Source organism: Microbacterium sp. GXF0217, assembly GCF_054798195.1.
In genome coordinates, this window is record NZ_JBSJZG010000006.1 from 134,446 (window position 1) to 156,129 (window position 21,684).

20 protein-coding genes and 3 riboswitches are annotated in these 21,684 nt (G+C 69.2%); of the genes, 8 read left to right on the forward strand and 12 right to left on the reverse strand.

Annotated elements, in window-relative coordinates; translation table 11 throughout:
- Positions 1-17 precede the first annotated feature (17 nt).
- The 7 genes from ACWAT3_RS13540 to ACWAT3_RS13570 form a co-directional block, all read right to left on the reverse strand.
- Positions 18-791, reverse strand: a complete 774-nt coding sequence (locus tag ACWAT3_RS13540; RefSeq protein ID WP_460799218.1) for an SDR family NAD(P)-dependent oxidoreductase — start codon at positions 789-791, stop codon at positions 18-20.
- A 31-nt stretch (positions 792-822) separates the two neighbouring features.
- A complete protein-coding gene (locus ACWAT3_RS13545) occupies positions 823-1,764 on the reverse strand; it encodes a glycosyltransferase family 2 protein (RefSeq protein ID WP_460799219.1) in 942 nt (313 codons plus the stop codon).
- Positions 1,765-1,881: 117 nt separating this feature from the next.
- Positions 1,882-3,009, reverse strand: a complete 1,128-nt coding sequence (locus ACWAT3_RS13550; RefSeq protein WP_460799221.1) for a cysteine desulfurase family protein — start codon at positions 3,007-3,009, stop codon at positions 1,882-1,884.
- On the reverse strand, positions 3,009-3,860 hold the full coding sequence (nadC, locus tag ACWAT3_RS13555) for a carboxylating nicotinate-nucleotide diphosphorylase (protein WP_460799223.1): 852 nt from the start codon (positions 3,858-3,860) through the stop codon (positions 3,009-3,011). Before nadC ends, ACWAT3_RS13550 begins: the two co-directional genes overlap by 1 nt.
- Positions 3,857-5,341, reverse strand: coding sequence for an L-aspartate oxidase (gene nadB, locus ACWAT3_RS13560; RefSeq protein WP_460799225.1), 1,485 nt, complete (start codon positions 5,339-5,341; stop codon positions 3,857-3,859). Before nadB ends, nadC begins: the two co-directional genes overlap by 4 nt.
- Entirely contained in the window at positions 5,338-6,693 is a 1,356-nt protein-coding gene (gene nadA, locus ACWAT3_RS13565) for a quinolinate synthase NadA (RefSeq protein WP_460799227.1), read from the reverse strand. The genes nadB and nadA overlap by 4 nt, the downstream gene beginning before the upstream one ends.
- Before the next feature lie 73 nt (positions 6,694-6,766).
- A complete protein-coding gene (locus tag ACWAT3_RS13570; protein WP_460799229.1) occupies positions 6,767-7,477 on the reverse strand; it encodes an NUDIX hydrolase in 711 nt (236 codons plus the stop codon).
- A gap of 217 nt (positions 7,478-7,694) precedes the next feature.
- Between ACWAT3_RS13570 and ACWAT3_RS13575 the strand changes: the two genes are divergently transcribed.
- The 8 genes from ACWAT3_RS13575 (at position 7,695) to gcvP (ending at position 17,738) form a co-directional block, all read left to right on the forward strand.
- Complete coding sequence (locus ACWAT3_RS13575; protein ID WP_460799232.1) at positions 7,695-9,392, forward strand: ABC transporter substrate-binding protein; 1,698 nt, start codon at positions 7,695-7,697, stop codon at positions 9,390-9,392.
- A gap of 38 nt (positions 9,393-9,430) precedes the next feature.
- Positions 9,431-10,426, forward strand: coding sequence for an ABC transporter permease (locus ACWAT3_RS13580; protein WP_460799233.1), 996 nt, complete (start codon positions 9,431-9,433; stop codon positions 10,424-10,426).
- Complete coding sequence (locus tag ACWAT3_RS13585) at positions 10,419-11,384, forward strand: ABC transporter permease (protein ID WP_460799235.1); 966 nt, start codon at positions 10,419-10,421, stop codon at positions 11,382-11,384. The genes ACWAT3_RS13580 and ACWAT3_RS13585 overlap by 8 nt, the downstream gene beginning before the upstream one ends.
- Positions 11,381-12,265, forward strand: a complete 885-nt coding sequence (locus tag ACWAT3_RS13590; protein ID WP_460799236.1) for an ABC transporter ATP-binding protein — start codon at positions 11,381-11,383, stop codon at positions 12,263-12,265. Before ACWAT3_RS13585 ends, ACWAT3_RS13590 begins: the two co-directional genes overlap by 4 nt.
- A complete protein-coding gene (locus ACWAT3_RS13595) occupies positions 12,262-13,095 on the forward strand; it encodes an ABC transporter ATP-binding protein (protein WP_460799238.1) in 834 nt (277 codons plus the stop codon). Before ACWAT3_RS13590 ends, ACWAT3_RS13595 begins: the two co-directional genes overlap by 4 nt.
- A 28-nt stretch (positions 13,096-13,123) precedes the next feature.
- Positions 13,124-13,219, forward strand: a riboswitch (glycine riboswitch).
- A riboswitch (glycine riboswitch) is annotated at positions 13,220-13,334 on the forward strand.
- Positions 13,335-13,388: 54 nt separating this feature from the next.
- The gene (gene gcvT, locus ACWAT3_RS13600; RefSeq protein ID WP_460799239.1) at positions 13,389-14,489 is read left to right on the forward strand and encodes a glycine cleavage system aminomethyltransferase GcvT; all 1,101 of its coding nucleotides are present in this window, start codon (positions 13,389-13,391) and stop codon (positions 14,487-14,489) included.
- Complete coding sequence (gene gcvH / locus ACWAT3_RS13605) at positions 14,486-14,863, forward strand: glycine cleavage system protein GcvH (RefSeq protein WP_460799241.1); 378 nt, start codon at positions 14,486-14,488, stop codon at positions 14,861-14,863. The genes gcvT and gcvH overlap by 4 nt, the downstream gene beginning before the upstream one ends.
- A 61-nt stretch (positions 14,864-14,924) precedes the next feature.
- Complete coding sequence (gene gcvP / locus ACWAT3_RS13610; RefSeq protein WP_460799390.1) at positions 14,925-17,738, forward strand: aminomethyl-transferring glycine dehydrogenase; 2,814 nt, start codon at positions 14,925-14,927, stop codon at positions 17,736-17,738.
- 36 nt (positions 17,739-17,774) lie between these two features.
- On the opposite strand, the gene ACWAT3_RS13615 is transcribed toward gcvP, so the two are convergent.
- The 5 genes from ACWAT3_RS13615 to ACWAT3_RS13635 form a co-directional block, all read right to left on the reverse strand.
- Positions 17,775-18,377: a TetR/AcrR family transcriptional regulator gene (locus ACWAT3_RS13615; RefSeq protein WP_460799243.1), complete on the reverse strand. Its 603-nt coding sequence runs from the start codon at positions 18,375-18,377 to the stop codon at positions 17,775-17,777.
- A gap of 66 nt (positions 18,378-18,443) precedes the next feature.
- On the reverse strand, positions 18,444-19,898 hold the full coding sequence (locus tag ACWAT3_RS13620) for an amidohydrolase (protein ID WP_460799245.1): 1,455 nt from the start codon (positions 19,896-19,898) through the stop codon (positions 18,444-18,446).
- A 25-nt stretch (positions 19,899-19,923) separates the two neighbouring features.
- Positions 19,924-20,388 carry a hypothetical protein gene (locus ACWAT3_RS13625; protein WP_460799247.1) on the reverse strand — a complete coding sequence of 155 codons (465 nt, stop codon included), beginning with the start codon at positions 20,386-20,388 and terminating at the stop codon, positions 19,924-19,926.
- Positions 20,385-20,663: a hypothetical protein gene (locus ACWAT3_RS13630; RefSeq protein ID WP_460799249.1), complete on the reverse strand. Its 279-nt coding sequence runs from the start codon at positions 20,661-20,663 to the stop codon at positions 20,385-20,387. The genes ACWAT3_RS13625 and ACWAT3_RS13630 overlap by 4 nt, the downstream gene beginning before the upstream one ends.
- A gap of 32 nt (positions 20,664-20,695) precedes the next feature.
- The gene (locus tag ACWAT3_RS13635; RefSeq protein WP_460799251.1) at positions 20,696-21,457 is read right to left on the reverse strand and encodes a DUF5058 family protein; all 762 of its coding nucleotides are present in this window, start codon (positions 21,455-21,457) and stop codon (positions 20,696-20,698) included.
- A 131-nt stretch (positions 21,458-21,588) separates the two neighbouring features.
- Positions 21,589-21,680, reverse strand: a riboswitch (glycine riboswitch).
- Positions 21,681-21,684: the final 4 nt, after the last annotated feature.

A 21,684-nucleotide genomic window follows, 5' to 3' on the forward strand; every position in this document is an offset into this window, starting at 1 on the left:
GGCGCGCGCCGCCGGGGTCAGTGCGCTGACAGCCCGCCGTCGACGAACAGCGAGTGCCCGGTGACATAGGCCGAACCCGCACCGGCGAGGAACACGGCGGCGCCGGCGAAGTCCTCCGGCAGGCCGTTGCGGCCGATCATCGTGCGTGCGGCGAGGGCGGAGATCTTCTCCGGATCCTCCTGCAGGCGCGCGTTCAGCGGCGTCAGCACGAAGCCGGGCACGAGCGTATTGCTCGTCACGCCGGTGCCGCCCCACGCTTCGGCTTCGGATCGCATGAGCGATTCGACGGCGCCTTTGGAGACGCCGTAGATCCCGCTGCCCACGAATGCGCGATGCGCCTGCTGCGAGCTGATGTGGATCAGCCGGCCGTAGCCGCGCGATGCCATGCCCGACGCGTAGCGCTGGCCGAGCAGGAACGGCGCGAGCGCGTTCACGGTCATCGTCGCGTCCCAGTCGTCCTCGGTGATCTCGGGGTAGCGCGGGCGGATGTTGATGCCGGCCGAGTTCACCAGGATGTCGGGTTCGCCGAACGGCTCGACCGCGGCATCCGCCAGGGCGTGAATGCCCTCTCTGGTGCTGAGATCTCCCGTGACACCCGTGACTCGGCATCCCGCATCCGCCAGCTCTCGCACGGTGGCATCGACGCGCTCCTGCCCACGGGCGACGATCACGGTCGCCGCTCCGGAGCGGGCGAGCGCGGTGGCGATGCCCCGGCCGATGCCGGAGCTGCCTCCGGTCACGATCGCGGTGCGACCGCTGAGCGAGAAGAGGGAATCGAGATACGTGTTCATGGGTCTCCTGACACACGGACGCGCCGGAGCATCACCAGCCGAGCGCGGCCGCGAAAGTGGGGTCGGGGTGGGCGTCGGCGAACTCGGGGAATGACCGCAGCTCGTCCGTGAACGCCGCGACCTCCGCGGCGTATGCGGGGTCGGGGTGGGTGCCGGCGATCTCCTGGAGCGGAGGCACGTCCATCGCGAGGATCAGCTCCAGCCTAGCGGTCACGGCAGCATGGGCTCCGGCATCCTGCAGCACCCGGATGCCGCCGCGCAGCGCCGTCAGGTAGTCGCGGAGCACCGGAAGCCGGGCCTTGCCCTGCGAGATCGACGAGCCGTCGGCGCGCAGCCGCCAGCGGACCACGACGTCGGGAATGACGTCGAACGCGCTGGCGGAGGTGTGCATCCGCTGCGCGACGACCTGATCCTCGTAGGCGACGCCTTCCGGGAAACGGAGATCCTTCCAGAGATCGATGCGACTGACCTTCGACCAGGCCACGATGTTCGCCGATGCGTGCGGATGCTCGAAGATGGTCGTGCCGAGGCGCTCGGGAGAGGTCGCCGCGGCGACCCAGGGCTGCACCCGACCGGCGACGTACGCGCCATCGACGTGCCGCGAGCGGACGTAGGCGCCAGCGACGAAGTCGCTGCCGGAGGACTCCAGCGTGCCGATCAGACGCGCGAGCGCGGTCGGGGTGAGTTCGTCGTCCCCGTCCAGGAATCCGACGTACTCGCTGTCGACGTGTTCGAGGCCCACGTTGCGCGCGGCCCCCAGCCCGACCGAGCGCTCGTGCTGGAGCACCGTGAAGCGGGGATCGGATGCCGCGGCATCCGCGAAGATCTCGCCGGTGGCGTCCCTTGAGCCGTCGTCGATCAGGATTGCACGCCAGCGCTGTTCGGTCTGTGCCCGCAGCGACTCGAGGGCGGCCGGGACGAACACGGCGATGTCGCGACCGGGGACGATGAGCGTGACGATCGGGGCGGGCACCTCCCGAGTCTATGGCCGTCTCTGCGGGCACGGATGCACGGCTGGGGAACGGATGCACGAGCGTGAACCGGTATCCGGCGCTGCGATCGTTCCCGGATCGTGCAGGTGCACCCGGGATCAGGGCTGGACGGCGTGCACGGCCTCGAACACAAGACGCGCCAGCTGCGCCGGCGCTGCGGGCGGCAGGGGAGCACGACCGAACGTGAACCGCACCGAGGTCTGCGCCACTTCCGGCGCGATGCCGCACGCCACCAGGACGTGCGAAGGCGCGTCGCTGCCCGCGGCGCACGCCGATCCGCTCGACGACACGACGCCGCGGCGTTCCAGTTCGAGCAGCACGGCCTCGCCGCTGACGCCGCCGAACGTGAAGCTCGCGGTCGCGGGCAGACGCCGATCGGGGTCACCGGTCAGCTTCGCCTGCGGGACGAGCGCGAGCACATCCGCGATGAAGACACGCGTGCGCTCGCCGACCGCAGCGGCCACGGCATCCCGTTCCGCATCGGCGAGCTCCAGAGCTGTGGCCAAGGCCACCGCACCCGCGACGTTCTCCGTGCCCGACCGGCGCCCGCGCTCCTGCCCGCCGCCGTGGATCAGCGGCTCCAGCGGGATCCGGCCGCGGACGACCAGCGCGCCGATGCCCTTGGGGGCGCCGAGCTTGTGGCCGGCGATCGAGACCGCGTCCGCTCCGAGCCCGGCGAGCGGCAGCCACCCCGCCGACTGCACCGCGTCGACGTGCAGCACGGCACCGGCGGCGTGCACGACGTCCGCGAGTGCTGCGACGTCCTGGATCGTCCCGATCTCATTGTTGGCGTGCCCGAACGAGACCAGCGCGGTGTCCTGGCGGACCGCCGCGGCCAGCGCCTCGGCGGTGATACGACCGTCGGCGTCCACCGCGGCCGTCGAGACCGTCCCGCCGTGGAAGCGCTCGAGATACGCCGCGGACTCGAGAATCGACTCGTGCTCGATCGGCGACACCACCAGATGCCGGCGATCGGACGCGAGCAGGATGCCCTTGAGCGCCAGGTTGTTCGCCTCGGTGCCGCCGGAGGTGAACACGACGTCCCCGGCCCGCACCCCGAGCACCCGCGCGACGCGTGCGCGGGCGTCGTCGAGAGCGCTCGCCGCCGCCTCGCCGACCGTGTGATGACTGGACGGGTTGCCGAACACGCCGGTCAGGTACGGACGCATCGCCTCGAGGACCTCGGGGCGGACGGGTGATGTGGCGGCGTGGTCGAGGTACAGCATCAGCTGATCCGCAGATCCAGCCCCAGATCGAGCGCGCGCGCGGAGTGCGTGAGCGCGCCGACCGAGATCACATCGACCCCGGTCTCGGCGATCCCGCGGACGGTGTCGAGATTCACCCCGCCGGATGCCTCGGCCCTCGCGCGTTCTCCGATCAGCGCGACCCCGGCACGCAGGTCGTCGAGGGAGAAGTTGTCGAGGAGGACCGTGTCCGCTCCACCATCGAGGACGGCGGGGATCTGATCCAGACGATCCACTTCGACCACGACGTGCGTCGTGTGCGGCAGACGCGTCAGCGCCTCGCGCAGCGCAGTCGCGAGATCAGCCCCGGTGCGGGTGAGGACGGCGAGATGGTTGTCCTTGGCCATCACAGCATCCGACAGCGAATAGCGGTGGTTGCTTCCGCCGCCGGAGACCACGGCGTGCCGTTCGAATGCCCGCAGGCCCGGCGTCGTCTTCCGAGTGTCCGCGATGCGCACGCCCGTGCCCTCGACGGCGCGGACGTATGCGGCGGTCAGGGTCGCGATGCCGCTCATGCGCTGGACGAAGTTGAGCGCCACGCGCTCGGCGGTGAGGAGGCTCCGCGCCGGGCCCGATGCCGAAGCCAGCACGTCGCCGGGGGCGAAGGCGTCGCCGTCACCGACGTGCAGGTCGACCGTGACCCCCGGATCGGTCAGGGTGAAGGCGGCGGCGAACACGTCGCCGCCGCTCAAGACACCGGCCTCGCGCGCGACGAGATCGGCGGTGGCCGTCGCGTCGGCCGGGAGCAGCGCCGTGCTCGTGAGGTCGCCCCACGGGGCGTCCTCCTCGAGGGCTGCCGAGACGACGCGGGTGAGGGTGGCGGCAGTGATCATCGGGCTCCGATCAGGGAACGTTCGCGGTGATGCGCACCGACCGACTCGGTGCGCGAGGCGGCTGCGGATGCCGTGGCGGCGGCGAGCAGGAGCAGATTCGCATCCTCGAACTCGGCGAGGGATGCCGGGGCCGGTGCCGAGGTCTGCCACGCACGGATCGTGGCGACAGCTTTCGCGAGCCCATCGTCCGTGCGGAGCAGTCCGACGTCGGCCCACATGAGACGCTGGAGCGCCGCACGCGAGAATCCGGTCTCGGCGCGTCCGGGTTCCTTCGGGTGCGGCACGGCCTCCGCGGCGAGGGCGATCTCCGCACCGGCGATGCGGGCGGCGACGGCGGCAGCCGCGGCACGCGCTCCGAACACCGCTCCTTCGAGGAGCGAGTTCGACGCCAGCCGATTCGCGCCGTGCACTCCGGTGCGCGCCGCCTCACCGGCGGCGAAGAGACCGGGCAGCGTCGACCGCCCGTCCAGATCGGTAACGATGCCGCCCATCAGGTAGTGCGCGGCCGGAGTCACCGGAATCGCCTCCTGCGACCAATCGAAGCCGCGCTCCCTCGTGACCCGGTCGATCGTCGGGAACCGCTCCGCGAGGCGCGGCGCACCGAGGGTCGTGGCATCCAGGCGCACCGGATGCCCCTGGATGGTCGCCCGCCGCGCGATGGCTCTCGCCACCACGTCGCGCGGGGCGAGTTCGCCGTCCGGATGCTCGTCGAAGCAGAACCGGTGGCCGTTCTCGTCGATCAGCGTCGCGCCTTCGCCGCGTACCGCCTCCGAGATGAGGAACGGCTCTCCGCCCGCCAGAACGGTCGGGTGGAACTGCACGAACTCGAGATCGGCGATGGCCGCGCCGGCACGCAGGGCGGCGGCGATGCCGTCGCCGGTCGTGCCGACGGGGTTGGTCGTGTGCGCGAACAGCTGTCCGGCACCGCCCGTGGCCAGGATCACGGCATCCGCTGGCCGGTCGACGAGCATGCCGTCGATGAGGAGCCGGATGCCGCGCACCCGCCCGCCGCCCGGAATCAGGTCGACGAGGAACGCCTCTTCGACGACGTCGATGCCGGTGGTGCGGACGGCCGCGACCAGCGCCCTGGCGATCTCCGCGCCCGTGGCGTCGCCTCCGGCGTGCACGATGCGCGCGGCACTGTGCGCCGCTTCGCGTCCCAGCAGCAGCGTGCCGTCATCCGCCCGGTCGAACGCGACGCCCCGTGCGATCAGCTCGGCGATGCGGTCGGCGCCCTCCGAGACGAGTACGTCGACGGCCTCGGGTCGGCCCAGTCCGGCACCGGCGGCCAGCGTGTCCTCCGCATGGGCTGCGGGGGAGTCGCCGGCGCCGTACACGCCGGCGACTCCGCCCTGCGCGTGCGGCGTGCAGCCGTCGCCGAGTCGTCCCTTCGTGTAGATCGTCACCGAGCGGCCCGCCCCGTGCGCGTGCAGCGCAGCGGTGAGACCGGCGATGCCGGAGCCGACGACGGCGATGCTCATGCGCGGCGCGCTTCGACAGGCTCGGCGGGCGCGGCGGCCGGCGGCTTGGCCGCCAGCATCCGCTCCAGCGCCACGCGCGCGGGGGCGGCGACGTCATCGGTCACCTGGATGCGGTTGACGACGCGTCCGGCGACGAGCTCTTCGAGCACCCACGCCAGGTAGCCGGGGTGGATGCGGTACATCGTGGAACATGGGCACACGACGGGGTCGAGGCAGAAGATCTCGTGCTGCGGGTACTGCGCCGCCAGGCGCCGCACCAGGTTGATCTCGGTGCCGATCGCGAAGGTGGTCGGCTCGGTGGCGGCGTCGATCGCGCGACGGATGTAATCGGTGGAACCCGCTTCGTCCGCGGCGTCCACCACCTCCATCGGACACTCCGGGTGCACGATCACGCGGACGCCGGGGTGCTCCGCCCTGGCCTGGTCGATCTGCGCGACCGTGAACCGGCGGTGCACGGAGCAGAAGCCGTGCCACAGGATGACCCGCGAGTCCTCGAGCTCGCCAGCCGTCGATCCGCCGAGGGGCTTGCGCGGGTTCCACATCGGCATCTGCGACAGCTCGACGCCCATCGCCTTCGCCGTGTTCCGACCCAGGTGCTGATCGGGGAAGAACAGCACGCGCCGTCCGCGTTCGAACGCCCACTCGAGCACCGTCGCGGCGTTCGAGGACGTGCAGACGATACCTCCGTGTCGCCCGACGAAGCCCTTGATGGCGGCGGAAGAGTTCATGTAGGTGACCGGGATCACGGGGACGCGACCGTCTTCGTCCGCAACATCCAGGCCGCCGAGGACGTCGGCGAGCTGCTCCCAGCACTCCTCCACCTGATCGATGTCCGCCATGTCGGCCATCGAGCATCCGGCCGCGAGGTTGGGCAGGATCACGGCCTGGTCGGCGCCCGAGAGCAGATCAGCGGTCTCCGCCATGAAGTGCACGCCGCAGAAGACGATCGCCTCGGCATCCGGCCGGCCCTTCGCCGCGGTGGCGAGCTGGAAGGAGTCGCCCACGTAGTCGGCGTGCTGCACGACCTCCTCGCGCTGGTAGAAGTGGCCGAGCACGACCGCTCGGTCGCCGAGGGTGTGCTTGGCCGCCACGATGCGCGCGTGGAGATCCTCCTCGTTCGCGTCGCGATAGGCGGCGGGGAGCTCGCCCTGCCGCGGGGCGCCGGTGGGGATGACATCGCCCATCGACGAGCCGGGACCGTACCCGGGGCGGGTGTCGAAATCCCACGGTCCGAGCGCGAGATCGGTGCTGCAGGTGGCGTCGATGCTCGAGCCGTCGACGATGGCCTGGATCGCGTGGTCGACGGACGGATCGGTGCGCAGCTGGGAGACGGGGACGAATGCGGTGCTCATCGGGTGCTCATTTCGTCGGGAGCTCGGGGTCGGTTTCGGGTTTTCGCGGGAGGATGCCGTGGCCAGGCGGGCCTCAGCGGGAGACGAGCGGGCCGCGATCGGCGAGCTCGACGTCGGTGTTGTAGCGGTAGAGGCGGGCGGGGCGATGACTGCCGGTGCGGAACTCCTCGGTCGGCACCAGCGTGCCGGTGGCCTCGACCTGGCGGCGGAAGTTCGCCGGGTCCAGCCGCCGGCCGAGGATCGTCTCGTACGCCTCTCGGAGATCGGACAGCGTGAACGTCGGAGGGAGGAATCCGTGCGCGACCCGGCTGTAGCCGACCTTGTTGCGCAGCCGCCACAGGGCGTAGTCGACGATCTGGTTGTGATCGAATGCCAGCTGCGGCAGTGAGACCGCATCGAACCATCGGACGTTCTCCGGCGCGTTTCCGGCCGCGACGTGCGCGGCGCTCTGCGCATCGACTTCGTCCTGCCGCAGCAGCGCCCAGTAGATGATCGACACGACGCGGCTGGGGGAGCGGTCCACGTCCCCGAACGCGTAGAGCTGCTCGAGATAGCTGGGCGCGAGACCCGTGGTCTCGGCGAGCGTGCGGGCGGCGGCCTGTTCGAGGCCCTCCTGCTCGACGAGCCATCCGCCGGGAAGCGCCCACTGACCCTGATGCGGATCCCTGGTGCGCAGCACGAGAGGCAGCGACAGCACCGGTGCCCCGTCGTCGCCGCGGCGCAACGTCAGGATCACGGTCGACACCGCGACGCGGATATCGGCATCCCGAGTTCTGGTCGTCATGACTCTAACCTCCACGACCGATCTTAGTGTCAGGTTGACCAGAACATCAAAACCGCCGCGTCACACAACGGAATCGGAAACGTTACATGGCCGTGACCACCGATCTTGTTCCGCCTGGCACAGTTTGTTAGGTTACTGTCCTAACAAACCCCTTCGTGGGGGTCTCAAGGATGAGCAGCACCTCCAAGCACTGAAGCATCGAGAGGAAATACAACACATGATCCGCAATGGAAAGCGCCGTGTCGCGATCACGGCGATCGCGGGGGCATCCGTCCTCGCCCTCGGCCTCACCGCCTGTTCCGGCGGTGGCGGTGACGAGAGCGGCGATGCCGGGGAGTCCGACACCACGCTGCGTGTCTGGGCCGGCAGCCAGACCCCCATCGAGGCGAACTTTAACCCGTTCGCTCCCACCGTGCTGCACGGTGCGCTCGGCCCGATCCTCGAGCCGCTGTTCTTCTTCAACAAGACGGCGGACGAGCCGGCCACCGGCATGATCGGCGACTCGTACGAGTACAACGAGGACGGCACGGTCATCACCGTGACGATCAAGCCCGATCTGAAGTGGAGCGACGGCGAGCCGCTCACTGCCGAGGACGTGGCCTTCACGTTCACCTACGAGGGCAACAACCCCGAGGGTCAGGGTCTCGTCTCGGCCGAGGCGCAGGACGACACGACCGTCGTGCTGACGTATGCCACGCCGCAGTTCACGACCGAGTGGCAGCGCCTGGGCGGCACCTGGATCCTCCCGGAGCACGTGTGGAGCGAGGTCGACGACTTCGCGACCTTCACCAACGAGGAGCCCGTCGGCTCCGGCGCGTACGTCGTCGACAGCGTCACGAGCGAGTCGTACGTGCTCGTGGCGAACGAGAACTACCGTGACGCGGACGACTTGGGCGTCGGCACGGTCCAGTACATCGCGGTCGACAACAACCAGGCCGCGCAGGACCTTCTCGCCGCCGGTGAACTCGACTGGGCCGGCATGTTCATCCCGAACCCCGATTCGGTCACCGGCAACGGCAAGATCGACTGGATCAACACGCCGCAGGACCCGACCGTGCTCTACACGTGCGCGAACGCGGACCTGGGCTGCACCGGCGAGCAGACCGATGTCGCGGTCCGTCAGGCGCTGAACGTCGCGATCGACCGCGGCACGATCAAGCAGAAGGCGTTCGTCGACCTCACCGGCGAGATCTCGCCCACCTACGCCCTCCTGCCCCGCGACGAGAAGTGGGTCGCCGACCCGGCGAACGAGGTCAGCCCGCAGAGCCCGGATGCCGCAGGCGCCGGCGAGATCCTCGAAGCGGCCGGGTACACCAAGGACGCCGACGGGATGTACGGCAAGGACGGCGCGCCGATCGAGCTCGACCTGATCTCGGTCGACGGCTGGACCGACTACAACGACGCCGCGAAGCTGATCGCCGAGCAGGCGGCGGCCGCCGGCATCACGATCAATGTCGGCACCGTGCAGTGGCAGGAGTTCTCCGACGCCCGCCAGACCGGCAACTACGAGCTGATCGTCGGCGGAATGATCGGCACCTCGGTCGCCGACCCGTTCCAGATCTACCGCGATTGGCTGGGTGGGACCGCGGTGGAGTCGACCAGCCCGGTGGGCGAGGAAGTGCCCGCCGGCCGCTGGAACTTCAGCCGCTACAACAACCCGACGGTGGATGCCGCGATCGCCGCCGCCAACGCGACGAACGACGAGGCCGTGAAGATGGCGCAGTACGCCACGATCCAGACCGAGATCGTGCGCGATCTGCCGTACATCCCGCTCGTGATCAACGCCACCCAGACCTTCTACAACGCGAAGGACTTCACCGGGTGGCCGACGGAGGAGGACCTGTACGCGTTCCCGCCGTCCTGGGGCTCCGTCTCGGCCGGATTCATCCTGCCGCAGCTGCAGCCGGCCGGTTGATCAGTCAGTGATGCACGGGAGCAGGAAGTCGAAGTGACATGAAGTACTATGCCCGCCGGATCGGGTTCTACATCATCACGTTGTGGGCCGCGATCTCTCTCAACTTCCTGCTCCCTCGGCTCATGCCGGGGGACCCGGCCGACATCATGATCGCCAAGCTGCAGCGCAGCGGCGGCGAGGTGTCGGAGACGACGGTCCGCAACATCAAGCTTCTGCTCGGCTCCGATGACTCCTCGATGTGGGAGCAGTACATCGGCTACTGGGGGCGGATGCTCCGCGGGGATCTCGGGATCTCCGTCACGAAGTATCCGACCCCGGTCGCCGAGCTCATCGGGCAGGCGCTGCCGTGGACGCTGATCCTCGTGGGCGTCGCGACCGTGATCTCGTTCGGCCTCGGCATCGTCCTCGGCGCCTGGGTTGGGTGGAAGCGCGGGACCTGGGTCGATCACCTCATCCCGGCGACGACGATCCTGCAGTCGATCCCGTACTTCTGGCTCGCTCTGGTGCTCGTCGCCGTGTTCGCCGTCGGTCTCGGTTGGTTCCCGATCATCGGCGGGTACAGCGTGTTCGACTTCCCGAGGGGCCCGGAGTGGAGCTGGGCGTTCTTCGTGGATGCCGTGCACCACGCCGTGCTTCCGGCGGTGACCATCGTGGTGAGCTCGGTCGGCGGCTGGCTGTTCGGCATGCGCAACATGATGGTGTCCACCCTCGCCGAGGACTACGTCACCACCGCGGAGGCCAAAGGGCTGAAGCCGCGACGGATCCTCACCATGTACGCATCGCGCAACGCCGCGATCCCGTCGATCGCCGGGTTCGCGATCACCCTCGGCTTCGTCGTCGCCGGCTCCATCGTCATGGAGCAGGTGTTCACCTACCCCGGCATCGGAAAGCTCATGTTCCAGGCCGTGCAGAACAGCGACTACGCGCTCATGCAGGGCGTCTTCCTCGTGATCACCCTCACGGTGCTCGCGGCCAACTTCATCATGGACCTCGTCTACGGCTACATCGACCCGAGGGCACGCCACAATGTCTGACACCATCACGAAGCCCGTCTCGACCCCGCCGGACACCGTCGCGCTCGTCACGCAGAAGCGCTCCAGAGGCGGCTGGCGTGCCATGATGCCGACGCTGTCGGCGAAGCTCATCACCGGTCTCGCGATCGTGATCGCGATCGTGCTGTTCGGCGTCATCGGACCGCTCGTCACGCAGGACCCGCGATATTCGGGCAACGACGCGCTGCAGCCGCCCAGTGCCGAGCATCTGCTGGGCACGACGAAACTCGGCTACGACGTGCTCGCGCAGCTGGCGCACGGCACGCAGGGGTCGCTGCTGGTCGGGATCGTCGCCGGCCTCATCGCGATCATCCTGTCGCTGCTGTTCGGCGTGCTCGCCGGTTACGTCGGAGGGTGGCGGGACGAGAGCCTGTCGCTTGTGACCAACATCGCTCTCGTCATCCCCGGCCTGCCGCTCGCGATGGTGATCGCCACCTACTTCAGCTCGCGCAGCTGGCTGCTCGTCGCCTTCGTGCTCGGGATCACCTCCTGGGCCGGTGCGGCGGTCGTTCTGCGGACGCAGGCGCGCTCGCTGCGCAGCCGCGACTACGTGTACGCGGCGAAGGTCGCGGGCGAGAAGTCGTTCCGCGTCATCCTGGTGGAGATCCTGCCGAACCTGCTTCCGCTGCTCGCGGCGCAGTTCCTGTTCGCGATCATCTTCGCGATCCTCGGCGAGGCCGGTCTGTCCTATCTCGGGCTCGGCGCGACCGACTCGATCACGTGGGGCACGATCCTCAACGACGCGCAATCCGGCCAGGCGCTGGGAACCGGAGCCTGGTGGTGGTTCATCCCGCCTGGCGTGCTGATCGCGATGCTCGGCTGCGGTCTGTCGCTCATCAACTTCTCCATCGACGAGATCATCAATCCGAAGCTGCGGGTCGCCCCCGAGGCCGCGCGCCGCGTGCGCAAGGCAGCGAAGCAGAAGGGAGTGGGCGCATGACCGCCCCCGAAGCCGTTCTCACCGCCCGTGGCGTCTCGATCGAGTACGAGGTCGATCCGCCGGTCAAGGCCGTCCGCGACGTCTCCCTCACCCTGCACCGCGGAGAGATCCTCGGGCTGGCCGGGGAATCGGGATGCGGCAAGACGACTCTCGCCTACGGGCTGAACCGCCTGCTGAAGGCGCCAGCGCTGATGACGAGCGGCGAGATCGTCTTCCACGACCGAGACGGACACGACATCGACATCGTGTCGCTCAAGGACGATGGTCTTCGGGCGTTCCGCTGGGACAAGATCTCGATGGTGTTCCAGGGTGCGATGAACTCCCTGAACCCCGTGATCAGCATGAAGGCCCAGATCTTCGACGTGTTCGACACGCATCGTCCAGGCATGAGCCGGAAGGCGAAGACCGAGCGGGCCGAGGAGCTTCTCCGCCTGGTCGGCGTCGATCCAGCGCGACTCACGAGCTTCCCGCACGAACTCTCCGGCGGCATGCGCCAGCGCGTGATGATCGCGATGGCTCTCGCCCTCGACCCGCAGGTCATGATCATGGACGAGCCGACGACCGCGCTCGACGTGGTCGTGCAGCGCGGCATCATCCGCGAGATCATGCGGCTGCGCGAGCGGTTGGGCTTCGCCGTGATCTTCATCACGCACGACCTGCCGATGCTCATCGAGATCAGCGACCGGATCGCGGTCATGCTGCAGGGCGAGATCGTCGAGCAGGGCACGGCAGAGGAGATCTACCGCACTCCGCAGCACGAGTACACCCAGAAGCTGCTCTCCAGCTTCCCGAGTCTGAAGGGCGAGCGCGGCGGCTTCGTGCGCAGCGGCGCCGAGACCGCGGCATCCGTCAGCGCATCCGCGAAGGAGGACGCACGATGAGCACTCTCGAAGCACGGCACCTGGTGAAGGACTTCCGGCTCCGCTCCGGTTTCTCGACGACGACCCTGCATGCGGTGAAGGACGTCTCGTTCACCCTCGAACCAGGCAGGACGATCGCGCTCGTCGGCGAATCCGGCAGCGGCAAGTCGACGATCGCCCGCATGCTGATGAAGCTCGAGACGCCGACATCGGGGGAGATCCTGCTCGACGGGGCGCCCAGCGGCAGCCACGGCGGGGCGCTCGCCCGCTACCGGTCCGACGTGCAGATGGTCTTCCAGGATCCGTTCGCCTCCCTGAACCCGTTCCACACGGTCATCCATCACCTCGAGCGCCCGCTGCGCATCCACCATCCGCACCTGTCGCGCGCCGAGGTGCGCACGAAGGCCCTCGATCTGCTGGAGCGCGTCCGGCTGTCACCGGCCGAGAGCTTCGCCGAGCGGCGCCCGCACGAGCTCTCCGGCGGACAGCGACAGCGCATCGCGATCGCGCGTGCTCTCGCTCCTGGAGCCCGGTTCATCGTCGCCGACGAGCCGGTGTCGATGCTCGATGTGTCCATCCGCCTCGGCGTGCTGAACCTGCTGGCCGACCTGCAGCGCGAGGAGAACCTCGGGGTCCTCTACATCACGCACGATCTCGCGACCGCCAGGCACTTCAGCGACGAGATCCTCGTGATGTACCGCGGCGACATCGTCGAACGGGGACCGGCGGATGACGTGATCCTCACCCCGCAGCACGAGTACACCAGGACGCTGCTGGGTGCGGCACCGGACCCGGAGAACATGGGGCGCTTGCGGGATGAGGTGCGCGCAGAGCTCGCGGCGAGGCCCTAAGCTGGTCGCAACAACTGAAGACGGCCCCACGACCCGTGCGGGAGAGCCCCGGTGCAAGCGACCGGGCACCGAAGGAGCAAGCCTCCCCGCCAATCTCTCAGGTACCGCGTACCGCGCCGGTCGGGCCACTCTGAAAAGCGATGCGTCCGCATCCGCCGACGGTGAAAACCCCTCCCTGGCCCTTCGACCGGCCCGGGGGCGAGGGGTGAAACTCTCAGGCTCATGACAGAGGGGGAGTTCTCGGATACCGTGCAATCAGTACGGCATCCTTCCGATCCTTCCGGGAGAACTCCATGACCCCAGCTCGGTACACCCCTCTACGCGCGCAACACGAGTCGCTGGGCGCCTCGTTCACCGACTTCGGCGGCTGGCAGATGCCGGTGCGCTACACCTCGGACCTCGCCGAGCACCACGCGGTCCGCCAGGCTGCCGGGCTCTTCGACATCTCGCACATGGCCGAGTTCGTCGTCGAAGGAGCGGATGCCGCCTCCTACCTCGACCACGCGGTCGCCGGACGCATCTCGACCATGCCGGTCGGCAAGGCGAAGTACTCGCTGGTGCTGACGGAGTCCGGCGGCATCGTCGACGACATCATCGTGTACCGCCTCGCGGACGACCGGTTCCTCATCATCTCCAACGCCGGGAACCGGGATGCCGTGGCGGATGCTCTTCCGCAGCGCACCGGATCGTTCGACGTCACGGTCGTCGACGTCTCGGACGACTACGCCCTCCTGGCGGTGCAGGGCCCGGCCGCGGAGGCGATCGTCGCCGCCACCGCGGGCATCGACGACGTCTCGATCCCGTGGGCGGACCAGAAGTACTACGCGTGGGCGTCAGCGACCTACGCGGGCGCACCGCTGCTCATCGCACGCACCGGCTACACCGGCGAGGACGGCTTCGAGCTCCTCGTCCGCGCCGCAGACGCGACCGCCCTGTGGGACGCCGTGCTGGCCGCCGGTGCGGCGCACGGACTGGTTCCGGCAGGCCTCGCCGCCCGCGACACGCTGCGGCTCGAGGCAGGCATGCCGCTGTACGGACACGAGCTGTCGCTCGACACCAAGCCCGCTCAGGCCGGACTCGGACGCGTCGTCGCCGCCGACAAGGATGCGTTCGTCGGCAAGGACGCCGTCGCCCCGGCATCCGATGCCCGAGTGCTCACGGGCCTCGCGGCCGAGGGTAAGCGCGCGGGCCGTGCGGGATACGCCGTCGTCACCGACGACGGCACCGTGGTGGGCGAGATCACCAGCGGCGCGCTCAGCCCCACGCTCGGCCACCCGATCGCGATGGCCTACCTCGACCCGGCGGCAGCGGCCGTCGACCTGTACCTGGACGTGCGGGGGACGAGGATCCCCGCCGTCGTGACCGACCTGCCTTTCTACCGGAGGACGAAATGACCGACCTGAACACCCTGAAGTACAGCGACGAGCACGAGTGGGTCGCGCTGGACGGCGAGACCGCGACCGTCGGCATCACGGATTTCGCCGCGGATGCCCTGGGCGACATCGTCTTCGTCGAGCTGCCGGCCGTCGGCACCGAGATCAGCCGTGGCGATGTCTTCGGTGAGGCCGAGTCGACGAAGTCCGTGTCCGAGCTCTACGCTCCGGTCGCCGGCACCGTCGCTGAGGTCAACCAGGCCGTGGTCGATGACCCGGCGCTGCTGAACTCCTCACCGTTCGAAGACGCGTGGCTGATCAAGGTGACGGTCGCGGACGGCGCGACCGACGGCCTGCTCGACCGCGACGCGTACGTCGCGCTGACCCAGGGCTGATCGCGCAGTGGTCTCCTTCGCCGACCGTCACATCGGGACGACCTCCGAGACGCAGCGGCTCATGCTCGACGCGCTCGGCATCACGGATGCCGATGCTCCCGTCGAGCAGCTGATGCGCCAGGCCGTTCCGGCCTCGATTTTCACCGCGCCCGGTGACACGATCATCCCCGCCGCGGCCAGCGAGGCCGAGGCGCTCGCCGAGCTGCGCGCCCTCGCCGCGCGCAACACGGTGAACACGCCGATGATCGGACTCGGGTACTACGGCACGATCACCCCGAGCGTGATCCAGCGCAACGTGCTGGAGAATCCGTCCTGGTACACGGCCTACACGCCGTACCAGCCCGAGATCTCGCAGGGGCGCCTGGAGGCGCTGATCAACTTCCAGACCATGGTCGCCGATCTCACCGGGCTCTCGACCGCCAACGCGTCCATGCTGGACGAGTCGACCGCCGTCGCCGAGGGCATGCTGCTGGCGCGCCGCGCATCGAAGGCCGCCTCGCACGTGTTCGTCGTCGACTCCGGTGCGTTCCCGCAGACCAAGGCGCTGCTCGCGACCAGAGCGGATGCCGTCGGCATCGAACTGGTCGAGCGCGATCTCGCCGCGGGCGAACCGCTGCCCGAAGCGCTGTTCGGCGTGTTCGTGCAGTATCCCGCGGCATCCGGACTCGTGTGGGATCCGTCCGCCGTGATCGATGCGGCGCACGTCGCCGGCGGCCTCGCCGTCGTCGCCGCTGACCTGCTGGCGCTCACCCTGATCGCTTCGCCCGGTTCCCTCGGTGCGGATGTCGCGGTCGGCACGACGCAGCGCTTCGGCGTTCCGATGGGCTTCGGCGGCCCGCACGCCGGCTACATGGCGGTGCGGCAGGGTCTCGAGCGGCAGCTTCCCGGCCGCTTGGTCGGCGTCTCGGTGGATGCCGACGGCAAGCCGGCCTACCGCCTGTCGCTGCAGACGCGCGAACAGCACATCCGTCGTGAGAAGGCGACGAGCAACATCTGCACCGCGCAGGTGCTCCTGGCGGTCATGGCCGCGATGTACGCGGTCTACCACGGCCCCGACGGGCTGCGTGCGATCGCGACGGAGACCGCCGCGAAGGCCGCGCTGCTGCGCGATTGGCTCGTCGAGGCCGGCGTCGAGATCGCGTTCGACGAGTTCTTCGACACGCTCTCGCTGCGCGTCCCCGGTCGTGCGGCCGAGTACGCCGAGCAGGCGCACCACGGCTACGGCATCCTGTTCCACGTCGCGGATGCTGACACGATCGGCATCTCGGTCGACGAGACCACGACCATCGGCGAACTGCACCAGATCGCGATGGTGTTCGGCGGCAAGCAGGAGCGGGCCTTCGGGTTCATCGGCGGGGCGACGGCGCTGCCGGACGCCCTCGCCCGCCAGGACGGGTACCTGACGCACCCCGTGTTCCACGCGCACCGCTCCGAGACCGCCATGATGCGGTACCTGAAGAGTCTCGCCGACCGCGACTACGCGCTGGATCGCGGCATGATCCCGCTGGGTTCGTGCACCATGAAGCTCAACGCGGCGACCGAGATGGCGGCGATCACCTGGCCGGAGTTCGCGGGGATCCACCCGTTCGCCCCGGCATCCGATGTCGCAGGCTACCTCGAGCTCATCGACCAGCTCGAAGGCTGGCTCGCCGAGGTCACCGGCTACGACGCGGTCTCGCTGCAGCCCAACGCCGGTTCGCAGGGCGAGCTCGCCGGACTCCTGGCCATCCGCGGCTACCACCTGGCGAACGGCGACGACCACCGCACGGTGTGCCTCATTCCGTCGTCGGCGCACGGCACGAACGCGGCATCCGCCGTGCTCGCGGGCATGAAGGTCGTCGTGGTCGCCTGCGACGAACTCGGCAACGTCGATCTGGACGACCTGCGGGCGAAGATCGAGGCGAACAGGGACGAGCTCTCGGCGCTCATGATCACCTACCCGTCGACGCACGGCGTGTACGAGCAGCAGGTGGTCGAGATCACCTCAGCCGTCCACGACGCCGGCGGACAGGTGTACGTCGACGGCGCGAACCTCAACGCGCTGCTCGGCTATGCGCGCTTCGGCGACCTCGGCGGCGACGTCTCGCACCTGAATCTGCACAAGACGTTCGCGATCCCGCACGGCGGTGGCGGACCCGGTGTGGGTCCGGTCGCGGCCAAGGCGCATCTCGCACCGTTCCTTCCCTCGCACCCGCTCGCACAGCGGGCGGAGCACGCGGGCGGATACGTGTTCGAGGGCGGCGTCGTGTCGGCGGCTCCGTACGGCTCGGCCGGCATCCTGCCGATCTCGTGGGCCTACGTGCGGATGATGGGCGCCGCAGGACTCCGCGATGCGACGGCGGCCGCCGTGCTGTCGGCGAACTACATCGCCGAGCGTCTGCGCGCGCACTACCCGGTGCTGTATACGGGGGAGAACGGCCGCGTCGCGCACGAGTGCATTCTGGATCTGCGTCCGCTCAAGGAAGCGACCGGCATCACGGTCGACGACGTCGCCAAGCGCCTCATCGACTACGGCTTCCACGCCCCGACCATGTCGTTCCCGGTTCCGGGCACGCTGATGGTCGAGCCGACCGAATCCGAGGACCTCGGCGAGATCGAACGGTTCATCGAGGCCATGATCATGATCAAGGCCGAAGCGGATGCCGTGGCCGCAGGGCGCTGGGATGCCGGCGACAACCCGCTCGTGAACGCGCCGCATACCGCGGTCTCGCTGATCGCGGGGGAGTGGGGCCACCCGTACACGCGCGAGGAGGCCGCGTATCCCGTGCACGCTCTCGTCGCCGGGAAGTACTGGCCGCCGGTCCGCCGCATAGACCAGGCGTACGGCGACCGCAACCTCGTGTGCGCGTGCCCGCCGATCGAGGCGTTCGCGTAGACCCGATGCGGCGCGCTCAGCTCTGAGCGCGCCGCATCAGTCGCGGAAGTCGGGCGGCGCGATCGCGATGAGTGCGTCCGCCAGCTCCTCCGCCGAGCGCTCAGCGCCCTCCGCCAGCCACCACGAGATGGCGGCGAGCGCGCCCGCGGCGATGTAGCGCGCTGTCACCTCTGGATCAGCGGCGAGCGTCGTGCGCATGCTCAGCGTGACGAGGACGGACTCGGTGAGCCCTGCGGCGAAGCCCTCGACGAACGCCGGATCCGAGGTGAGCAGCACCCCGTACGTCGTGCGGTGCTCGGCGACGAAGCGCACGATCTCCAGCAGCACCTGCCGGTTGACGGCGGTCTTCGATGCGCCGTCGAGGATCGCGATGCGCGCATCGGCGATCACGGACTCGCTGAAGTCGCTGAGCGCCGTGGCCGCGAGATCGCCGATGCCGGAGAAGTGCGCGTAGAACGACGATCGCGTGGTTCCGGCCTCGCGGACGATCGTCGCGACGCCGGCGGTGCGGACCAGGTCGGCGTCGACGAGCCGACGGAACGCGTCGATCAGCTTGCGTCGCGTCTTGAGGACTCGACGATCCGTGCTGTCCACGCGTCGTGTGCGCAGGGACTCCTGCTTGGATTCGACCTCGATCATCCCCGCCATTCTTCCCGATCCGCAGGATGCCGGGGCGATGGATCGCCCCGGCATCCTGTCCGTGCCTCAGGCCGGACGGTAGGTCGGCCGCAGCGACGGAGGGATCAGGCCCTCCGGCAGGGGCTTGTCGTACGGCGTCACCGAGATCACATCGGCGAACTCCGCCCGCGCGGCTGCCAGCAGGTCGGCGTCCGTGAAGAGCTCGACCGCGGTCGCGGCCATGACCTTCGCGCCGTGGATCATGCCCTTGTGGGCTGCGGGCGTCTTGCCCTGAGCCACCATCTGCCAGGAGTGCCCTGGGGTGCCGATGATCGCGGTGCCAGCGCCCATCTGCACGGTCGGCGTGACCCAGCTCACGTCGCCGACATCGGTCGAGCCGGTCATCTGAGGGCGCAGCGCTGCCGGGGGCAGAGGCAGGACTCCGTCGAAGTACGCCGGGCTGTCCGACGGGATGCCGAGCTGGCGCTTCATCGCCTCAGCGGCGCCATCGGGCAGGCCGGCGGACAGGATGCGTCCGTAGGACTGGTCGGACTCGTCGAACCCGACGCCGCCGAGCTCCTCGAACACGGCCTGCATGCGCTTCTCGAGGGTCACGTTGGGCAGCACTTCGGCGCACGCGCCGTCGAACTCGATCTCCACCTCCGTCTCGGTCATCAGCGCAGCGCCCTCGGCGACCTTCTTGACGCGCTCGTAGAGCGTGCGCATGCGCGCCACGGTGGGGGAGCGCACGATGTAGTAGAGCTCGGCCGTCGGCTGGACGACGTTGGCCGAAGGGCCACCGGCGTCGATGAACGCGTAATGGATGCGATCCGTGTCGTCCATGTGCTCCCGAAGGAAGTTGACACCCACGTTCATGAGTTCGGCGGCGTCCAGGGCGCTGCGGCCGTGCTGCGGGTTGGCGCCGGCGTGAGCGGCCAACCCGCGGAAGCGGAAGTAGGCCTGGGTGTAGGCCAGCGTCTTCCACTGCGCGGCGGAGGCCAACGGCATGGGATGGTTCGTGACCGTCGCGTCGACGTCGTCGAAGGCGCCGGCGGCGACCATGAACGTCTTGCCCGCAGCGCCCTCCTCCGCGGGGCAGCCGTAGTAGCGGACGGTACCGAGCAGGCCCGCGGCCGCGAGGTGCTGCGCGGCGGCGACGGCGGCCAGCAGGGATCCGGCGCCGAGGAGGTTGTGGTGGCAGCCGTGTCCCGCATCGCTGCCGCTGTCCGGGTCCGGTGTCCGCTCGGTCGCGCCGGCCGCCTGGCTGAGCCCGGCGAGGGCGTCGTACTCGCCGAGGAACGCGATCACGGGCGATCCGGACCCCCATTCGGCACTGAACGCCGTGGGGACGCCGCCAGCGGCACGGGTGATCCGGCCGCCGTACTCCTCGGCGGCGGCGATCTGCTTGGCCATGGACGAGTGCTCTTCCCAGCGCAGTTCCGGCTCGGCCCAGATGTCGTCGCTGAGGCGGACGAACCGGGCGGAGAGGTCGTCGACGATCGGGGAGATCGCGGCGACGGTCGTTGTCGTTTCGGTGATCATGTGCGGTCCTCCAGGGCTCGGATTATCAGGAGAGGTCTTCGGATGCGGGCGCGGGCTTCGGCTTCTTCCTGCCTGCGGGGAGCGCCAGCGCGAGGGCGACGGTGGCGACGACGGAGATCGCGATGCCGAACAGGGCGACGACGGGGAACAGCGGTGTGAGCACGAGCTGGACGACGACGCCGACCACGACCGCGATCGTGAGAATCCGGAGATTCGGGTTCGAGGAGATCATCTGCACGACCACCGCTCCCATGACCGCCGGCAGCACGAAGGTCTGCACCTGCGTGATGATCTCCGGCGGGAGCAGCCGCAGCAGCAGCGACCCGAGGAGCCCGACGAAGACGACCAGGCTCAGCAGGTGCGTCGCGGCGGCGCCGCAGATCGCGAGAACAGCCGCGAGCTGTCCGCGCTTCGTCTCCGGCTTCGCGCCGATCGCGGACTGCGCCACGATCGCAGCCGGCACGAGTTTGTTGCTGATGTTGCCGATCATGAAGGCCTGGTACATGCTCGCGGCCCCAAGATCGGGAAGTACGACAGCGGTTCGATGAACCACAGCACACCGAAGGCGAGAGCGATGGCCAGCACACCGGCGGCGACCGCCGAGGCCTGGACGCCGAACTCGATCGCCAGGACAAGGGGCCCGGCGAGCATGAGCACGAGCGCGAGGATCATCGTGATCCGCCCCCAGCGCGAGGTGGTCGTGTCGAACTGCTTCCAGGCGCCCGCTGTCACGGGCGATGTCGTCGGAGAGGTGGATGTCGACATGAGAGTTGCTCCGCTCTGCTGCTCGGGGGCGTTCACTGGATGCCTGCGTTCGAGACGAGGATGCCGACGCCGATTGCGACGATCATCGAGATGCCGAGGGCCCATTCCTTCAGCCAGTTCTGTCGGAACGCCTTGGCGATCCAGAGGCAGAGGAGCATGACGAGCGCGCTCGCGATGGCGACGATCGCGACGGCGAGGCCCTTCTGGAGCTGCTGGATGCCGAAGGTGCCGAAGGCGCCGAGCAGCGCGGCGGTCGGGATGATCGCCATGGCGCCACCGGCCGCTGCGGCCTGCTTGGCCTCCAGACGGTCGGTGCCGCGCTTGAGCAGCGGTGTCACGATGAGCGTGACGAGCATCCAGCCGGATCCGGCGAGTGCGATGCAGAGCATCACGGTCGCGAAGACCTGCTGCGTGTAGCCGTCTCCGCCGAGCGCGACACCCTGCGTGTCGGCGGCGATCCCGGCTGCACCGACCTCGAAGGCGGCCGAGCCGATCAGGCCGATGCGGGTGAGCACCCCTGGCGTTCCGAAGACGCTCAGCAGTGTGACGGCGATCAGTGCCACCGCCATGGAGGGGCCGATCGCGGCGACGGCGCCGGAGCGGAACGAGCGCGTCACATCGGCTGCGCTCATCTCGACGGCGGGGGCGACGCGGCGTGCCGCGCGGTAGTAGATGACGGTCTGCGCCGCGATCACGGCGAAGACGCCGGCCGCGCACAGCCACAGCACGGGCTGATTCGCCGCGACCAGGATGTCGGTGGAGTCCGGATCGAGGGCGATGGGGACGAAGGACACAGGCGGTCTCCTTGCGTAGAGCTGCGGAACCCCGGGCGGAGTTCCGCTTCCCCTCTGTCCGTTGTGCCTGAGAGTGTCGCGCTGTGCGCTTCCCCCGTCGGCGGGCCCCGCAAGGCCGCTCTCCAGAGTTCCCCAGTCGCCGGGTCCTTCTGCCTGAGAGATTGGCGGGTGGCTTGCCCCTTCGGCGTCCGCATCGCGTGCGGATCTCTCCCCGGTGACTGTTCGGG

Bases quoted from the DNA above. Each gene is read 5' to 3' on its own strand.
- ACWAT3_RS13540 (WP_460799218.1), bottom strand. From the start codon at position 791: ATGAACACGTATCTCGATTCCCTCTTCTCGCTCAGCGGTCGCACCGCG.
- ACWAT3_RS13550 (WP_460799221.1), bottom strand. From the start codon at position 3,009: ATGCTGTACCTCGACCACGCCGCCACATCACCCGTCCGCCCCGAGGTC.
- nadC (WP_460799223.1), bottom strand. From the start codon at position 3,860: ATGATCACTGCCGCCACCCTCACCCGCGTCGTCTCGGCAGCCCTCGAG.
- nadB (WP_460799225.1), bottom strand. From the start codon at position 5,341: ATGAGCATCGCCGTCGTCGGCTCCGGCATCGCCGGTCTCACCGCTGCG.
- nadA (WP_460799227.1), bottom strand. From the start codon at position 6,693: ATGAGCACCGCATTCGTCCCCGTCTCCCAGCTGCGCACCGATCCGTCC.
- ACWAT3_RS13570 (WP_460799229.1), bottom strand. From the start codon at position 7,477: ATGACGACCAGAACTCGGGATGCCGATATCCGCGTCGCGGTGTCGACC.
- ACWAT3_RS13575 (WP_460799232.1), top strand. From the start codon at position 7,695: ATGATCCGCAATGGAAAGCGCCGTGTCGCGATCACGGCGATCGCGGGG.
- ACWAT3_RS13580 (WP_460799233.1), top strand. From the start codon at position 9,431: ATGAAGTACTATGCCCGCCGGATCGGGTTCTACATCATCACGTTGTGG.
- ACWAT3_RS13585 (WP_460799235.1), top strand. From the start codon at position 10,419: ATGTCTGACACCATCACGAAGCCCGTCTCGACCCCGCCGGACACCGTC.
- ACWAT3_RS13590 (WP_460799236.1), top strand. From the start codon at position 11,381: ATGACCGCCCCCGAAGCCGTTCTCACCGCCCGTGGCGTCTCGATCGAG.
- ACWAT3_RS13595 (WP_460799238.1), top strand. From the start codon at position 12,262: ATGAGCACTCTCGAAGCACGGCACCTGGTGAAGGACTTCCGGCTCCGC.
- gcvT (WP_460799239.1), top strand. From the start codon at position 13,389: ATGACCCCAGCTCGGTACACCCCTCTACGCGCGCAACACGAGTCGCTG.
- gcvH (WP_460799241.1), top strand. From the start codon at position 14,486: ATGACCGACCTGAACACCCTGAAGTACAGCGACGAGCACGAGTGGGTC.
- gcvP (WP_460799390.1), top strand. From the start codon at position 14,925: ATGCTCGACGCGCTCGGCATCACGGATGCCGATGCTCCCGTCGAGCAG.
- ACWAT3_RS13615 (WP_460799243.1), bottom strand. From the start codon at position 18,377: ATGATCGAGGTCGAATCCAAGCAGGAGTCCCTGCGCACACGACGCGTG.
- ACWAT3_RS13620 (WP_460799245.1), bottom strand. From the start codon at position 19,898: ATGATCACCGAAACGACAACGACCGTCGCCGCGATCTCCCCGATCGTC.
- ACWAT3_RS13625 (WP_460799247.1), bottom strand. From the start codon at position 20,388: ATGATCGGCAACATCAGCAACAAACTCGTGCCGGCTGCGATCGTGGCG.
- ACWAT3_RS13630 (WP_460799249.1), bottom strand. From the start codon at position 20,663: ATGTCGACATCCACCTCTCCGACGACATCGCCCGTGACAGCGGGCGCC.